Origin of the sequence: Vibrio owensii CAIM 1854 = LMG 25443, from assembly GCF_000817815.1 — a bacterium.
GTDB classification, from domain to species: Bacteria; Pseudomonadota; Gammaproteobacteria; order Enterobacterales; family Vibrionaceae; genus Vibrio; species Vibrio owensii.
On the sequence record NZ_JPRD01000040.1, the window covers coordinates 23,173 to 38,750 of the forward strand.

Here is a 15,578-nt window from a genome sequence, read left to right on the forward strand (position 1 = left end):
TAGAAAACACGACGATATTCAACAGTTGATATAGGAAATCGGTTTGTCTCAAGAGAACCCATTTTCCATATCAATTTAACGACAATAGGAGTAAACAAGTGAAAAAGTGGCTTGTTGCATTCGCTTCTCTATTGGTTTTGGCTGGCTGTGAAAAGTCTGCGGATCAAATTCATCTAAGTGGCCCAACTATGGGCACAACTTACAACATCAAATACATTCAGCAAGATGGCCTACCATCGCCTGAAGCGCTTCAGACAGAAATCGATCGTCTACTTGAAGAAGTGAACGATCAAATGTCGACGTACCGTGAAGATTCAGAGCTTAGCCGTTTTAATCAACACACAACGAGTGAGCCATTCGAGGTATCACCACAAACTGCAACAGTAGTGAAAGAAGCGATTCGTCTAAACGGTCTTACTTTAGGTGCACTAGACGTCACTGTTGGTCCTTTGGTTAACCTTTGGGGCTTTGGACCTGAAGCGCGTCCAGATGTGGTTCCGACAGACGAAGAGCTAGCGGCTCGCAAAGCGAATACAGGTATCCATCATCTGTCTATTGAAGGCAATAAAATGTCTAAAGACATTCCAAACCTTTACGTTGATCTATCAACTATCGCAAAAGGTTGGGGTGTTGATGTGGTTGCGGATTACCTACAATCTGAAGGTATTCACAACTACATGGTAGAAGTTGGTGGTGAAATGCGTTTAAAAGGCATTAACCGTGAAGGTGTTCCGTGGCGTATTGCAATTGAAAAGCCAACCGTTGATGAGCGCTCAATTCAAGAAATTATTGAGCCGGGTGATATGGCAATTGCAACAAGCGGTGACTATCGTAATTACTTTGAGAGCAATGGTGTGCGATACTCTCACATCATTAACCCGCAAACAGGCAAACCAATCCATCATAAAGTGGTGTCTGTAACGGTACTGGATAAATCGTCGATGACGGCTGATGGTCTTGCAACTGGCCTAATGGTGCTAGGTGAAGACAAAGGCATGGAAATCGCGAACGAGAATAACATTCCTGTTTTCATGGTTGTGAAAACGGATGATGGTTTTAAAGAGCTGGCTTCGGAAGCATACAAGCCGTTCATGAAGAAATAACAACAGAAGTGAGCATGTCCTTATGAGTACATTTCTAATTACTTTTGCTGTCTTTGTTGCGGTGATTGCAGCGATGGCAGTAGGTTACATCTTCCAAAAGAAGGTTGTAAAAGGTAGCTGTGGTGGCCTTGGTGCAGTAGGTATCGAGAAAGTATGTAACTGCCCAGAACCATGTGATGCACGTAAAAAGCGTGAAGCCCGTGAAGCTGCGCGTGCTGAGAAGCTCGCAGCATGGGAAAAAGATCGCATTGCTTAATCGGCGATAACCAAAATAGAAAACCCAGCCTTGTCGCTGGGTTTTGTTTTTTTGTAATCGAGAAACAGGGCGCTATTGATAGACAGTCTGGTTTCGACCACTTTCTTTCGCTTGATATAAACGGTCATCGGCCACTTTTATCTGTTGATCTAGATTACCCTGTATATTTGACACGCCAACACTGATGGTCACTTGAATGTCTTCTTCCTGATACGGAATAGGGGTTTTCTCTACCCTTTGGCGCATTTGCTCTAAACGAGTGACGAAATCATCATAGCTTCCACAAGCTTGAATACAGAATTCTTCCCCACCAAAGCGAGCGATGATGTCTTCAGGGAAGTAAATCTTTAGGATATTCGCTACCATCACCAGTGCCGCATCACCGCCATCATGCCCGTAGTTATCGTTGACCTTCTTGAAAAAGTCGATGTCCAACATAGCGATATTGCGCTTCTCACAGCCACCACAAGCTTGTCCAAACAAAAAGCGGCGGTTCCATAAACCGGTTAAAGCATCTTGGTTTGCCATTCTAAATAGCTCAGTGGTTGCTTCTTTCATGTCTAAGATTTGATGAACGCGGCAAAAGAATTCTTCTTGATTGAAAGGCTTATATAGAAAGTCATTCGCACCAGCCTTAAGAAAACGTGCGGTCATGGTGTGATCGTCGCTTCCAGAGATGCCCAGTATGGCAAGTTGGTTCTTATCCAATTTCTGACGTAACTCGCGGATCATGGTAATACCATCTTTTACTGGCATATCGTGGTCAGTCAGCACTAGGGTGATATCTGGGTTTTGCTCGATCAACTCGATGGCTTGTTGGCCATTTTCAGCTTGCAACGTTTGGATGTACTGGTGCTCTAACAATTGAACAACGTGGCGACGAACCGTCATTGAATCGTCAACGACTAAGCACTTGTGTCGCTGATTATTGGTCAATCGTTTGATCAGTGGAAGGAGGTACGAGACGGAAGCCATACTGTCTTTTAGAATGTAGTCCAACACGCCCTTCGCCAGCATTTTTTCACGAACATCATCTTGAAACATTGCCGTAAGCACGATGACTTTTTGTTGATGAGCTAAAGAGAGATCGATGATTTCGCCTTCTTGGGCGTCAGGTAAGCAGTAATCTAATACCGCACACAACAGCTCTGGTTTAGCCGCTAGAATGGATTGAGCGTCCGCATAGCTCTCTGCAGCAAGTACCTCATAACCAGCCTGAGTTAAGATCTGTACGAGATAGTTTCTAAAGGCGCGACTGTCTTCGACGACCAGTATTTTATTACTCAAAGAAGTGTCCCTACTTTTTTAGTGTTATTTGAATCAATAATAACGAAATATGAATACATCGCTATTAAAAACTCCGACAAAAATTTCCAATATTGACTCCAGATAACAGTATTTCCAATACGTATATTTGCAGCTATACTGTGTTTTTGAACAGTGTATTTGTGTGTAGAGCGTGATTGAGCGAGTAAGAAAAATTATTCACGTGGATATGGATTGTTTCTATGCGGCGGTAGAAATGCGAGACAATCCAAATTACCGTGGGATTGCGCTTGCAGTAGGTGGCCATGAGAAGCAGAGAGGTGTCATCAGCACGTGTAATTATGAAGCACGTAAGTTTGGTGTACGCAGTGCAATGCCAACCGCAAGAGCATTACAACTATGTCCGAACCTCCTCGTCGTTCCGGGGCGCATGCACGTGTATAAACAAGTTTCTCAGCAGATTCGCGCTATCTTTGAACGATATACATCGCTTATTGAACCCCTTTCTCTTGATGAGGCTTATCTCGATGTTACCGACTCTACGGTATGTCGTGGTTCCGCGACCTTGATTGCGGAATCGATTCGCAATGATATCCGAAATGAGCTGGGAATTACTGCATCTGCAGGCATTGCTCCGATTAAGTTTCTTGCCAAAGTCGCCTCCGACATGAACAAACCCAATGGCCAGTTTGTGATTCCACCCGATAAAGTCCAAGAGGTAGTCGATAAATTGCCTTTGGAAAAGATCCCAGGTGTTGGCAAAGTGAGTTTAGAGAAACTCCATCAGGCTGGCTTCTATCTATGTGAAGACATAAAAAACAGTGATTACCGTGAGCTATTGCGTCAGTTCGGGCGTCAAGGCGCTTCGCTTTGGAAGCGCAGCCATGGTATTGATGATCGTGAAGTAGTGGTGGAACGTGAACGCAAATCGGTTGGGGTAGAGCGAACCTTTAGCGAAAACATTTCGACTTACGATGAATGTTGGAAGGTGATTGAAGATAAGCTGTACCCTGAACTGGAGAGACGCTTAGAAAAAGCCAGTCCAGATAAATCGATCATCAAGCAGGGAATCAAGCTCAAGTTCGCCGACTTTCAGCTCACAACGATTGAGCACATTCACCCTCAACTGGAACTGGATGACTTCAAAGTTCTGTTAAGAGACATTCTTAAGCGCCAAAACGGCCGAGAGATACGCTTGTTAGGCTTGAGTGTGATGCTCAAGCCTGAAGAACAAGCACGGCAATTGAGTTTCTTCTAAGCTCGCGCTAACTCAACTTGCTTGAGCACGTGTTCAAAGGAGACATTTGCCATTGCACCATAGCCTCGTAGTTTACTGGCTTTAAGTTGAGTGATGATTGGCGTGCTAATGCCACATAGGAATCGAGCTACGGCGGCATTACTGATCGCCGTTGGTGAAAGCTGAACAAACTCATCAACCCAAGCGGACAAATGTGCCAGTTCAGGTTGTTCTTGCTGTGGCTGAGGGAATGATGCGACTTGTCCACGACATACTGAGCAGTGACCGCATTGCGTCGGTGCATTGTGATCAGCAAAGTAATGCGCTAATTGATAGCTCAAGCAGTCCGATGATTGGAACAGATTCAACATCGTATGAATTCGTTCAATGTCTTTTTGCTCTTTGGATTGGAACAGTTCAACCAAATGTTGAGAGGTCGCTTCTTGGTTTTGAGTCGCAGGGAGAACCGAATACACATCCGTGAGCTGTTTACTTTCTAATTCAATCCAACCGTTTTGGTGGAAGTAATCAAGCGCCGCAACCACACGGCTTCGCTCGGATTGATAGTTCATCCACAACGCTTCCAAATCCACTTGGCACCACACTTTCGCTTTGGTCGAGCAAGCAAAAATAGCTTCAATAAACTGGCGTCGTTCGCCTTGGAACTGATTGAGGATGAAAGACCGGTCTTGCAAAAACTTGAAGCGATATTCGGCGAAATAGCTGTATTTGGCTTCAATCACTTTTGCCAGCTCTAGGTAAACCAACAAGGTCTTCAGCGGCAGTTGACGAATGTTGCTGTCGCGAGATAAACGCAGTGCCATCACTTCCCACTGAGGCGTGTTCTCGCGAATTTGTTCCAACACATAATTGATTGAGCTTGGCTCAGGCGTGTCGCCGTAAACAAAGTTCTCTAATACCGTTAGGCCTGAGGTATTCCCCAAAAGAATACACTCCGAACGTTGCCCATCACGTCCCGCTCGGCCAATTTCTTGTGCGTAGTTTTCGATTGATTTCGGTAAATCGAAGTGAATCACACGGCGAATATCGGATTTATCTACACCCATACCAAAGGCGATTGTGGCGACAATGCAGTCGATTTGCGAGTCCATGAATTGCTGTTGGATTTTCTCACGAATGTCGCTCTTCATTCCTGCGTGATAAGCGTGAGCATTGATACCTAAACGAATCAGTGAGCTGGCAACTTGCTCTGCGGTTTGTTGTTGAGTCACGTACACGATGCTTGGCAGTTTCGGGGCAGCAGCAATAATGTCGCTCAATTGAGTTAGCTTGTTTTCTTCTTCACATGGAAGTACCGAAATATCAAGATTAGAGCGATAGAAACCGGTAACGGTAATGTTCTCGCCAGCGATATCAAACTTACTTTGCATGTCCTCGATAACTGCTGGCGTAGCTGTTGCGGTCAGCAAGAGGGTTTGAGGGATATTCAGTTCACGCTGGTATTGCGGCAGTTTAAGGTAGTCTGGACGGAAGTTATGACCCCACTCCGAGATACAGTGCGCTTCGTCGACCACCATGAGAGAAAGTGGAATTTGACGAATGAACTCGCGAAAACGTTCGTTCTTGAGTCGCTCTACCGAGATCATCAAAATCTTGATATGCCCATTCTTCACGCCAGCCATCACCTGCTGAGTTTCTTCACGGCTTTGGCTACTGTCGATAGATGCCGCAGCAATGCCTCTGCCTTGTAAGAAACTAAGTTGGTCTTTCATCAATGCAAGAAGCGGTGAAATCACTAACGTCAGGTGTGGTAACTGAGTAGCTGGAAGCTGGTAACAAAGCGATTTCCCTGAGCCAGTTGGGAAGATGGCAGCGGCTGAGTGTCCGTTCATTACAGCTTCAATCACCGGTTGTTGGCCGGGTCTTAATGAGTCAAACCCGAATACGGATTGAAGCGTTTGCTGAAGCGAGTCACTTTGCATAATAGGGAAACCTTGGTTTGATGATAAACTGGGTTACATTAACACACCCTGAGTGCCAAACGCGCGCCCTAAAAGTATGAACAAAGTCGATTTAGTCCAAATAATCATTCAACAACTCGGAGATAAACTCCAAGTTGCTCATGCCTCGACTCAGAGAGCGATTGATGCCGCGACGGATGAAGAAACCGTGCCTGAGCATAAGTACGATACGCTAGCTTTAGAGGCTTCTTACCTCGCACATGGGCAAGCGATGCGCGTGCAAGAGAGTGAAGAAGAACTTCGCCAGTACCGCACTCTTGTGTTGCGTGATTTTGTTGATGCTCGTATCGCGGTTAGTGCTTATGTGGAATTAGTGGACGAGAACGATGTTGAAAAAGCCTTTTTTATCGGTCCTTGCTCAGGCGGGCTGACTGTCGAATGGCAAGGCAAAGAGGTGTTTGTTCTTACGCCGAAATCCCCCCTTGGTCGTGCTTTGATGGGCAAAGAAGAAGGGGAGGAAGTGGAGATGAAAATTGGCGATAAAACAACTTGTTATGAAGTCGTGACGATTTGCTGACATCCCACCCATAGGTGGCTGTTATAGTTAAACAGAATAACCATGAAAAAGAGAAAGTAATGAAGAAACTGCTCACGCTCTCCTTGTTGACTATTAGTGCTAGTGGCTACGCAGCTCAGTGTCGCGTTGATATTAACAACGAAGTTCGTATGGATGGTCAGAACTTAGAAATCGTACATGCTAATGGTGAAAAAGCGGTCGTCGATGAAGACAATAACCTGTTCATCAAAGGTGAAATGATCGAGCTAGACGATGATCAAAAAGCGGCAATTGAAAGTTACCGCGAGAAGATGAATGCTTATATTCCGCAAGCGAAACAGCTCGCGAGTGATGGCTTAGCCCTAGCAAATGACATCATCGATGATATCGCAGTAAGCCTTGATGCACCTGACTCGTTTGATAACGTTAAGGTGGCGGTAAAGGATTTCTTTGCCGATGTAGAAGCCCGTTACTACAAAGACGGTGATTTTATTCTACCTGCTGACAGTTTTGACGCGATGACAGAATCATGGTCAAAAGACTTCGAAAAGGCACAAGAAATCTTTAACAAAGAATTCCTAACCAGCGCATTTGACGCTTTGTCTGCCAAGATGAAAGAAGACGGTGGTTTGAACTTAACTGCGCTGTCTGAAAGCATGACGGAACTGCAAGCCAAGGTACAAGAACGCTTAGCTGAGCATTCGAAAGACGTCGAAAAACAAGCGGAGGATTTGTGTGAATCATTGGATGATATGGCAGGTGAAGAACAAGATCTGCTGAAGAAGATCCCAGCATTAAAAGATTACCAAGTCTTCACGATCTAATTCGCGAAACACAAATAACAAAGAGCGCCTGTTATCGGCGCTCTTTTTACATGGGTACTATTCAGTATCTATTCGAGTTATTCCGCATTCATCTGAGTTAGCTTATCGCCGACTGGTTTCGAGAAGTTGAAGCCATCGTGCTCATCCCAGTTGATCGACCATGTCATCACACCAGCGTAGTTCGGATAGTTAAACGCTGGTTTCACTGTGCCACATGAAGTGCCTTTGGTTAAGCAATCTAATGCGTCTAGGATGTTCTGTGTTGGCGCCTGACCTGAGTTCGCTGAGCTTGGCCCCGATGGTAAGCCAATCGCCACTTGGTCATCACGCAGTGGCTCAAACATGGTGCCATCTGCCAATTCAAAACCTTCAATCAGCATCTTAGACTGCGCTACCATCATATCCACTGATCCCTCTGGAGCCGAGCCAGACATGTATGGGTTTGGCAGGCCGCCGTTGTTGTATAGCTGAACGTGTAGAAGGTCGAGCGTGCTGCGTGTCTCGTTAATCACAGGAATGTACGCGCCCCAAATTCCGCTATAAGCAATGTAACCACCTTGTACGTAAGGGTGCTCAGGTGCCATGGTTAGGTACATATCGCCGCCCATGTTCTGCTCGATTTGCAACAAAGCACCACCCAAACGTGCTTGAATTTGCGAACCATGCAGCAGGTTAGAGCCACTTTCTAGATCCACATCCAAACCATCGAAGCCCCATTCGGCAATCAATGCGGTCAAGCTCGATACGAAGTTTGCTTCATCTTGGTCTGTGTTTAGCGTGATTGTGCCTTCTGCGCCTCCAAGAGACAGAACGAACTTCTTACCTTTAGCTTGCAGTGCGGCCATGTCTTGCTTGAATTGAGTTGGGTCTAGCGCAGGACAATCACTGTAGATGTCACCAGAGTACAGGTTGAAGTGCACGGTACCATCGCTGTTACGGTCGTTTTCTGCAAAGGCAATATCAATCACATCCCATGCATCAGACATGTCGGCGAGGCGGATAGGACAGCCTGCACCGTTCACGAAGTTGTGCCAGTAACCAATCAACTTATGACGTTTCTCAGTTTGTTCAACAACGGTAATCGATGCCGCATCAGAAAGCGCGGTTGTACCTGCAAGATCGGTGGCTTGAGCGCTTACCGTAAAGCTACCAATCGCGGCAGGTGTCCAGTTCGCCGAGTAAGGTGCCGTTGTGTCGGTTGCGACAACTGCACCGTTCACCATAAAGTCGACGTGTTTCACGCCAGAGGTTAGTGAGGTTGCATCTGCGCTTAGAACGAGATTCTTACCTAAACCGACGGTTTGACCTGCACTCGGTGACGTCAATGAAATCACCAAATCTTGGTCACTCACAGTCACATTAACGACAGACTCGGACGTATTGTTATCGTTGTCTGTGGCAACGGCTTTTAGTTGATTGGCACCAACTAGCGTTGCATTCCATAGAACGGAATATGGTGCTTGAGCAACCACACCTAAACTGGTGTCATTGGCGAAGAACTCTACTTGAGTCACGCTACCGTCTGCATCGCTGGCATCCGCCGAGACTTCAACGCTGTCACCTGCGAGTAAGACTTGTCCTTCGCTTGGTGCGGTTATAGCGACTTGAGGCGGTGTAGAACATGCACCTAGCCCAGTCCACGCATCCTGCCAGTACAAACCTTCACCCGGCTCATAAGCCCAGGCTGCATCAGAAGAACACCAACCTGCAACATCACAGCGGTATTTCTGGTTGAGATTAGAGACGAGTGTACCTGCTTCATAGCGGTTACCAGCTACATAAGGTACAGCATCTGCACAGCCACCAGAACTGGAATCGCTGACGATGAGTGAGACTTCTTGGCTCATAGTTGTCAGGTTTGAATCATCGGTTGCTTGCGCTTTGAAGGTATGAGTACCGACTGCCGCCGTCCAGACGTATTCATATGGAGCCGCAGTATCGACGGCAACGGATTGGTTGTTTATGAAGAACTCAACTTGAGTGACTAAACCATCGCTGTCTGCTGCATCGGCCGTTACCGAAATAGTGTCACCCACACTTGGTGTTTCCGTGCCTGTTGGGCTCGTTAGAGAAACGGTTGGAGGTGGTAGTTCGGTTTGCGGTTGAACGAAGATAGAAACATTGGTTGTGGTTACCGCACCTTCGTTGTCGGTGGCGATTGCCGTTAACTGAGAGACACCCTCTACTGCTGTCCAGTTAGCTTGGAAAGGGGATTGGGTAACAACAGCAACGGTCTGGTTACCAGCAAGAAATTCGACTTGAGCCACTTGGCCGTCTTCGTCAGCGGCGTTTGCTAACAAAGTGATTACGCTGCCTTCAGGGATCTGAGCATTATCTGCAGGAGAGGAGAAAGACACCGTTGGAGGGAGGTTTGTACCGCCACCATCACATTGTCCAAGGCCTTTCCACGCCTCCCATGGGCCTGAGTTGTTTACCGGATCATTACCTTGTGTCCAGTAAGCAGCCTCATACGCAGCGCCTTTGGTTTGCACTTGATCGCCAGAGTTGTAGACGGTTGCGCTATCCCAGGTTGATAAGTTTTGGCAGTTGTAGGCTTGAGCTTGATAGCTGACGCTAAGCGCGGCTATTACTGCGCCATGCAGTAGAGTGAACTTCATTTTTCTCTCCTTGAGTTACTCGATGTTCGTAAGAACATGAACAGATATAGTTAGATAACTAGTTGATAAATAGACATCAGGAGAGAAATTCGAAGCGTTATGTTTCACTTTTCAACACGAAATCACGCTGAACTATTCGGACTTTACAACTCGGCTCATTATTTTTCGGCTCACTTCACGCTGATTTATAAAATCATCAAAAAGACAGAAAACGATACTTGGTGAATATGAGATGTACGTGGAAATTTACAAACTGAATGTCTGCTAATTGATCTGATTGTCGAGTAATTAACCTAATGACTCTTGTTGAGTAGAAGATATTGCTATAGTGTACTAGTCAGCTAGTTCATTGATATTTTGTGTGAGTGGTATGACACAACAAACTTCTTCTCAGCCTCGTGAGCATTTTGGCTCACGCCTTGGATTCATCTTAGCGGCAGCAGGTGCTGCAGTGGGTCTAGGTAATATTTGGGGCTTTCCTACCCAAGCAGCAAGTAACGGCGGTGGCGCCTTCTTGTTGGTGTACTTGGTGATGATTCTTATCGTTGCATTCCCAATGCTGGTGGTTGAAATGGCGATCGGTCGTCATGGTCAAGCCAACCCAGTAGACAGTATGCGTTCTCTAACAGACAACCCTGTGGGCAAGAAGCTTGGCGGCCTAGTTGGTTGGATTGGTCTGAGTGTGCCAAGTGCGGTTTTGGCGTTTTACTCGATTGTAGGCGGTTGGTTGATCTGCTTTATGTTGGGTGCAGTGACCGACATCATGGGTATGGAAGCGGCGACACAATGGTTGAAAGGCTTCAGCGTTGAACGCAACTTGTTTGGTACGATTACATTTTATGTATTAACCATTTTGATCGTACAGGGCGGCGTAAAACAGGGCATTGAAAAGTGGTCTACACGTCTAATGCCAGCACTGTTTGTTCTGTTCGGTTTGCTGTTCATCTACATCATGACGCAAAACGGTGCGATGGAAGGTTTGAAACACTACCTAGTGCCTGATTTCGAGAAAGTATGGGATCGCAAACTTATCCTTGCCGCAATGGGCCAAGGCTTCTTCTCTCTGACCATCGGTGGCTGTTCGATGCTTATCTATGGCTCTTACCTAAGTAAGAAAGAGAACTTGCCGAAGATGGCGATGAACGTGACTATGGTCGATACCGCAGTTGCCTTTATTGCTGGTCTAGTGGTGATGCCTGCAATGTTCGTTGCGATGCAAAAAGGCGTTCAAATCTATGCAGAAGATGGTTCGCTATTAAGTTCAGATACACTGGTATTTACAGTTCTACCGCTGATGTTTGATAGCTTAGGTTTGCTTGGTCAACTGTTCTCAATTGTTTTCTTCTTACTACTGACGATTGCAGCATTGACGTCTTCTATCTCGATGCTTGAATGTCCGGTTGCACTGGTGGGTGAGCGATTCAACACGAAACGCAGCACGACAAGCTGGGTATTAGGTGGCCTGATTGCGCTGTTCAGTGTGGTTATCGTATTTAACTTCGGCGCACTGTTTGGCATGGTTGCGACCATCGCAACGCAATATCTACAACCTATGGCGGCGTTATTGTTCTGTCTATTTGGTGGCTGGGTATGGAATCGTCACTCAAAAATCAAAGAGCTTGAGCAAGGTTGTCCTGAGTTCACTCAAGGTTGGTTCGGTAAGTTGTGGCCGGCATACGTGAAGTTTGTTTGTCCGATTCTGGTAGCGACCGTTATTTGGGCCTCGTTCGGCTAATCGGCTTACGCAAAGCACAAAAGAAAAGGGCTTGATGAATGCATCAAGCCCTTTTTTCTATTCGATGTTTACGTTGTCCGTCGCGATGGGCGGTTAACGGAACTGACCTACTTCAGGCAGAAAGTCAAAACCCGCCGTTGCCAGCTTTGCTTCAAGTGCTGCGCGGTCGATATCAAAGAATGCAACCAGCTTATCCAGATCACCACCGAAGTCGTCACGTAGCTTCATGTTGACGATGCTCATCAGCATGATTGGATCCATGGATTCGAAGTTAGCTAGATTCATTACTTATCCTCGAAATCAGAGATCAGTAGGTTTGCCGCAGCAAACGCCGCTTTTTCACGCACGTCTTTTGGTAGAGACTCGTCTGCCGCAACGTCATTCAGTGCTCTTACGGCACACGAGATTGCCTGAGGCACGTATGCTTGATCGCCACTACCGATTTGAGCGTAAAGCTCACGAACTAATTCACAACAGCCGTATACTTGCATGGCTAAATCCTTAATAAATGATAACTGCTCTCAAATATACACATAGCCGTTTTGAAACTCAAAGCAGAGAATTGTTTTGGCTCAAGTTAACAAGCAACTTGAGCAAACATTCATCACTGCAACTGTGCTTCCAATTGATGCGTCACTTCTGGAGCAAGGTTGAGTTGCTTCGCAAGTTCCTGCAAATACGCTTTTTCCATAAAGTTTTGCTCATCGGCCACAATCAGTGATGCCAGATATATTTCTGAAGCCTGTTGTGGAGAGGTCGCCAAGCGTGCAATTTCCGCCGGATCGAGAGGCTTATGTAGCTCTTGATGAACCAACTGTCTTACATGATCATCTGCGCCCATTTCCGTCAGTGCTTGTTCGATGCGAGCCATTTCTTCTTCATCCACATGGCCATCCGCTTTCGCTGCACCAATCATGGCTTTGAGGATCAGTTTTGCATGTTTGTTGTCATCAGGATCGAAGCTTTCGTTGACACCTTGTGTATCCTGTTTTGCTTGCCAATCGTTGTAGACTTTGTAAGCCAGAGCACCTAGTGCCGCTGCGCCACCGACTTTGAGTGCGCCTGTACCGACTTTTTTGGCCATCTTTTTGCTCTTCTTAGAGCCCATTAGCATGCCGATAAGGCCGCCACCAATCGCACCTGCGCCAAGCGTTTTTAGCTGGCTAGAACTTGATGATGATTTGATATTGCTCGTTTGTTTGCTGAGCGCGTCGCTACCTTGTTTAAGTAGGTCTGATTTGAGTGCTTGGTTAAGAAGACTTTTTAGATCCATGAGTAACCTCCTTACTAGATTGAATCCAGTGTAAGGTGATAAATCTGAACCAAAGATTAACAACGTAAATATTAGAGACGGTCTACACACTTAGAAAATCAGATGTAAAAAAGGGCTGACCGAAGCCAACCCTTTTCATCGCTATATATTCAGCACAGTGTGCTTATTGCAGCTTATTGTAGTTGAGCTTTAACGTGCTCAACGATGTCTGCCATTGCAACGGCTGTCTTCTCACCAGAGCGGCGGTTCTTGTACTCGAAGTTGCCTTCTTTCATTGAACGATCACCGATCACGATAGTGTGAGGAATACCGATAAGTTCCATATCAGAGAACATTACGCCTGGGCGCTCTTTACGGTCATCGAATAGTACTTCGATACCCATAGCCGTCAGTTCAGCGTACAGCTTCTCAGCTGCTTCTTTCACTTCTTCAGACTTGTGCATGTTCATAGGAACGATAGCCACTTGGAAAGGCGCTAGTGCGTCTGGCCAAATGATGCCGTATTTGTCGTGGTTTTGCTCGATTGCAGAAGCAACAACACGTGATACACCGATACCGTAACAACCCATCTCTAGGATTACGTTCTTACCGTCAGGACCAAGAACACCACAGTTCATTGCTTCTGAGTAAACGTTACCTAGTTGGAAGATGTGACCAACTTCGATACCACGTTTAAGCATTAGCGTACCTTGACCACATGGGCTTGGATCGCCTTCTACTACGTTACGTAGATCTTCAACTTGACCTAGTTCAACGTCACGACCCCAGTTGATACCGAAGTAGTGTTTACCGTCGATGTTTGCGCCCGCACCGAAGTCGCTCATTACAGCAACAGAGCGGTCAACGATGAATGGAAGTTCAAGGCCAACAGGGCCTAGAGAACCAGCGCCAGCGCCGATAAGTGCACGCATTTCCTCTTCTGTTGCCATCTCTAGTGGAGAAGCAACTTGAGGTAGGTTTTCTGCTTTCACTTCGTTTAGCTCGTGGTCACCACGAACGATAAGAGCGATGATGTCAGCATCTACTTCATCAGACGCTTTAACGAATAGAGTTTTTACTGTCTTCTCGATTGCTAGACCGTGTTGCTCTACAAGCTCCGCGATTGTTTTCGCGTTTGGCGTATCAACCAGCGTCATCTCTTGAGTTGGTTCAGCGCGCTCACCTGCAGGTGCTGCCGCCTCTGCTTTTTCGATGTTCGCTGCGTAATCAGACTCAGTAGAGAATGCGATTAGGTCTTCGCCGCTTTCAGCAAGTACGTGGAACTCTTGAGAACCACTACCACCGATAGCGCCAGAGTCAGCAAGTACTGGACGGTACTCAAGACCCATGCGATCAAATGCTTTACAGTAAGCATCGTGCATCGCTTGGTAAGATTTCTCTAGACCTTCTTTGTCGATGTCGAAGCTGTATGCATCCATCATGCAGAATTCACGTGCACGCATTACGCCGAAACGTGGGCGACGCTCATCACGGAATTTAGTCTGGATTTGGTACAGGTTTAGTGGAAGCTGTTTGTAAGAGCTCACTTCGTTACGCACAAGGCTAGTGATCACTTCTTCAGCTGTAGGGCTAAGAACAAACGGACGAGTATGACGGTCAGTAAAGCGGAGTAGCTCAGGGCCCATCTTCTCAGAACGACCTGTCTCTTCCCATAGTTCAAACGGCTGAACAACGGGCATCAAAGTTTCGACTGCACCTGCATTGTCGATTTCTTGACGAACGATGTTTTCGACTTTACGCAGCACACGTAGACCAGTAGGCAGCCAGGTGTAAAGACCTGAAGCCAGCTTACGGATCATACCCGCGCGTAGCATGAGCTGGTGGCTCACTACTTCTGCGTCGTTTGGAGTCTCCTTCAGAGTAGAAAGAAGATAATTACTGGTACGCATTAAATTTATCCGTTTATTAAAGTTAGATACTCAAGCCAGAATGGACAGGAGTATGAAGGTCCCACAAGGGGAAAATTGTTAGCCGCTTATAATATCAGCCAAATGCCTTTGTCAAAAGCTTTCAATCGCAGTAACTGTTATTAAGTTATCGCTAACCGTGAACTTAACGTTCAGATCGAACAAATTTACCGCATATTCCTTATTGTCAGGCTTGTTTTTCTTGTAAGCCGGACGAGGATCTTGCGCCAGAACCTGCTCGATCACTGTTTTGACATACTCAGTATCGTCACGCTTTTCGAGTGCTGCCAGTACCACTGAAGAGAAGTCGACCTGTGATTTTTCAGGCTCGTCTTCCGCATAGCCACCTTGTGCCTCTCCAATAGAATCTGAGTAGGGGATGTATGGTTTGATATCAACAATTGGCGTGCCATCGACCAAGTCTACGTTACCAAGATCCAAATAGATCTGATCGCCTTGCTTGCTGATACCTTTAACTTCTACCGCTGACATACCAATGCCATTCGGGCGAAAGGTCGAACGTGAAGCAAACACACCAATACGCTCATTGCCTCCCAAACGAGGTGGGCGCACCGTTGGTTTCCATCCGGCTTCTAAATTCTGATCAAACAAAAACAACAACCAAACATGAGAAAACTGCTCCAATCCGCGCACGGCTTCTGGGCTATTTGCTGTGCCTTGAAGTTTGACGCGTGAGCGCGCGGCTGGCACCAAACGAGGTTGGCGAGGGACAGCAAATTTCTCTTTGTATGGGCTTTGAATAACCCCAATAGGCTCAATGGAATACATGGATACGTTGTCTTATGCATGGGAGATGGAAGCTAAAGTACCACAAAATTCCGCTTGCTTTTTTGTTGATAATGATTCTTAATTGAATTGTT

General features: G+C 46.3%; 14 protein-coding genes. 6 read left to right on the forward strand and 8 right to left on the reverse strand.

Translation table 11 applies throughout. The annotated features are described in order from the left end of the window. The first annotated feature begins 98 nt into the window (after nt 1-98). A complete protein-coding gene (locus H735_RS19520; protein WP_005436654.1) occupies nt 99-1,103 on the forward strand; it encodes an FAD:protein FMN transferase in 1,005 nt (334 codons plus the stop codon). A gap of 22 nt (nt 1,104-1,125) precedes the next feature. Further along, a complete protein-coding gene (gene nqrM, locus H735_RS19525) occupies nt 1,126-1,359 on the forward strand; it encodes a (Na+)-NQR maturation NqrM (protein WP_005436655.1) in 234 nt (77 codons plus the stop codon). 72 nt (nt 1,360-1,431) lie between these two features. On the opposite strand, the gene H735_RS19530 is transcribed toward nqrM, so the two are convergent. Continuing rightward, the gene (locus tag H735_RS19530) at nt 1,432-2,646 is read right to left on the reverse strand and encodes a diguanylate cyclase (protein WP_020195478.1); all 1,215 of its coding nucleotides are present in this window, start codon (nt 2,644-2,646) and stop codon (nt 1,432-1,434) included. 172 nt (nt 2,647-2,818) lie between these two features. On the opposite strand from H735_RS19530, the gene dinB reads away from it, so the two are divergent. After that, nucleotides 2,819-3,883: a DNA polymerase IV gene (dinB, locus tag H735_RS19535; protein WP_005436657.1), complete on the forward strand. Its 1,065-nt coding sequence runs from the start codon at nt 2,819-2,821 to the stop codon at nt 3,881-3,883. Here dinB and H735_RS19540 read toward each other — a convergent pair. Beyond that, nucleotides 3,880-5,805 carry a RecQ family ATP-dependent DNA helicase gene (locus tag H735_RS19540; RefSeq protein ID WP_020195480.1) on the reverse strand — a complete coding sequence of 642 codons (1,926 nt, stop codon included), beginning with the start codon at nt 5,803-5,805 and terminating at the stop codon, nt 3,880-3,882. The genes dinB and H735_RS19540 overlap by 4 nt on opposite strands. Nucleotides 5,806-5,881: 76 nt before the next feature. Between H735_RS19540 and H735_RS19545 the strand changes: the two genes are divergently transcribed. Together H735_RS19545 and H735_RS19550 are read left to right on the forward strand one after the other, a co-directional pair. Then, nucleotides 5,882-6,361: a GreA/GreB family elongation factor gene (locus tag H735_RS19545; protein WP_020195481.1), complete on the forward strand. Its 480-nt coding sequence runs from the start codon at nt 5,882-5,884 to the stop codon at nt 6,359-6,361. Between the two features lie 59 nt (nt 6,362-6,420). Further along, nucleotides 6,421-7,164 carry a YggN family protein gene (locus H735_RS19550; RefSeq protein ID WP_020195482.1) on the forward strand — a complete coding sequence of 248 codons (744 nt, stop codon included), beginning with the start codon at nt 6,421-6,423 and terminating at the stop codon, nt 7,162-7,164. A 77-nt stretch (nt 7,165-7,241) separates the two neighbouring features. Here H735_RS19550 and H735_RS19555 read toward each other — a convergent pair whose 3' ends face one another. Next, the gene (locus H735_RS19555) at nt 7,242-9,782 is read right to left on the reverse strand and encodes an Ig-like domain-containing protein (protein ID WP_020195483.1); all 2,541 of its coding nucleotides are present in this window, start codon (nt 9,780-9,782) and stop codon (nt 7,242-7,244) included. A 370-nt stretch (nt 9,783-10,152) separates the two neighbouring features. Between H735_RS19555 and H735_RS19560 the strand changes: the two genes are divergently transcribed. After that, entirely contained in the window at nt 10,153-11,517 is a 1,365-nt protein-coding gene (locus tag H735_RS19560; protein WP_005436738.1) for a sodium-dependent transporter, read from the forward strand. A gap of 93 nt (nt 11,518-11,610) precedes the next feature. Here H735_RS19560 and H735_RS19565 read toward each other — a convergent pair whose 3' ends face one another. From H735_RS19565 to tsaA, 5 genes are all read right to left on the reverse strand, one after another. Continuing rightward, a complete protein-coding gene (locus H735_RS19565) occupies nt 11,611-11,802 on the reverse strand; it encodes a DUF4250 domain-containing protein (RefSeq protein ID WP_020195484.1) in 192 nt (63 codons plus the stop codon). Continuing rightward, nucleotides 11,802-12,008 (reverse strand): YaeP family protein, encoded by a 207-nt coding sequence (locus H735_RS19570; protein ID WP_005529380.1) that lies wholly within the window; start codon nt 12,006-12,008, stop codon nt 11,802-11,804. Before H735_RS19570 ends, H735_RS19565 begins: the two co-directional genes overlap by 1 nt. Before the next feature lie 113 nt (nt 12,009-12,121). Then, entirely contained in the window at nt 12,122-12,790 is a 669-nt protein-coding gene (locus H735_RS19575; protein WP_020195485.1) for a tellurite resistance TerB family protein, read from the reverse strand. Between the two features lie 173 nt (nt 12,791-12,963). After that, entirely contained in the window at nt 12,964-14,679 is a 1,716-nt protein-coding gene (locus tag H735_RS19580) for a proline--tRNA ligase (protein WP_005436740.1), read from the reverse strand. Between the two features lie 111 nt (nt 14,680-14,790). Continuing rightward, nucleotides 14,791-15,486, reverse strand: a complete 696-nt coding sequence (gene tsaA / locus H735_RS19585; protein ID WP_020195486.1) for a tRNA (N6-threonylcarbamoyladenosine(37)-N6)-methyltransferase TrmO — start codon at nt 15,484-15,486, stop codon at nt 14,791-14,793. Nucleotides 15,487-15,578 lie beyond the last annotated feature (92 nt).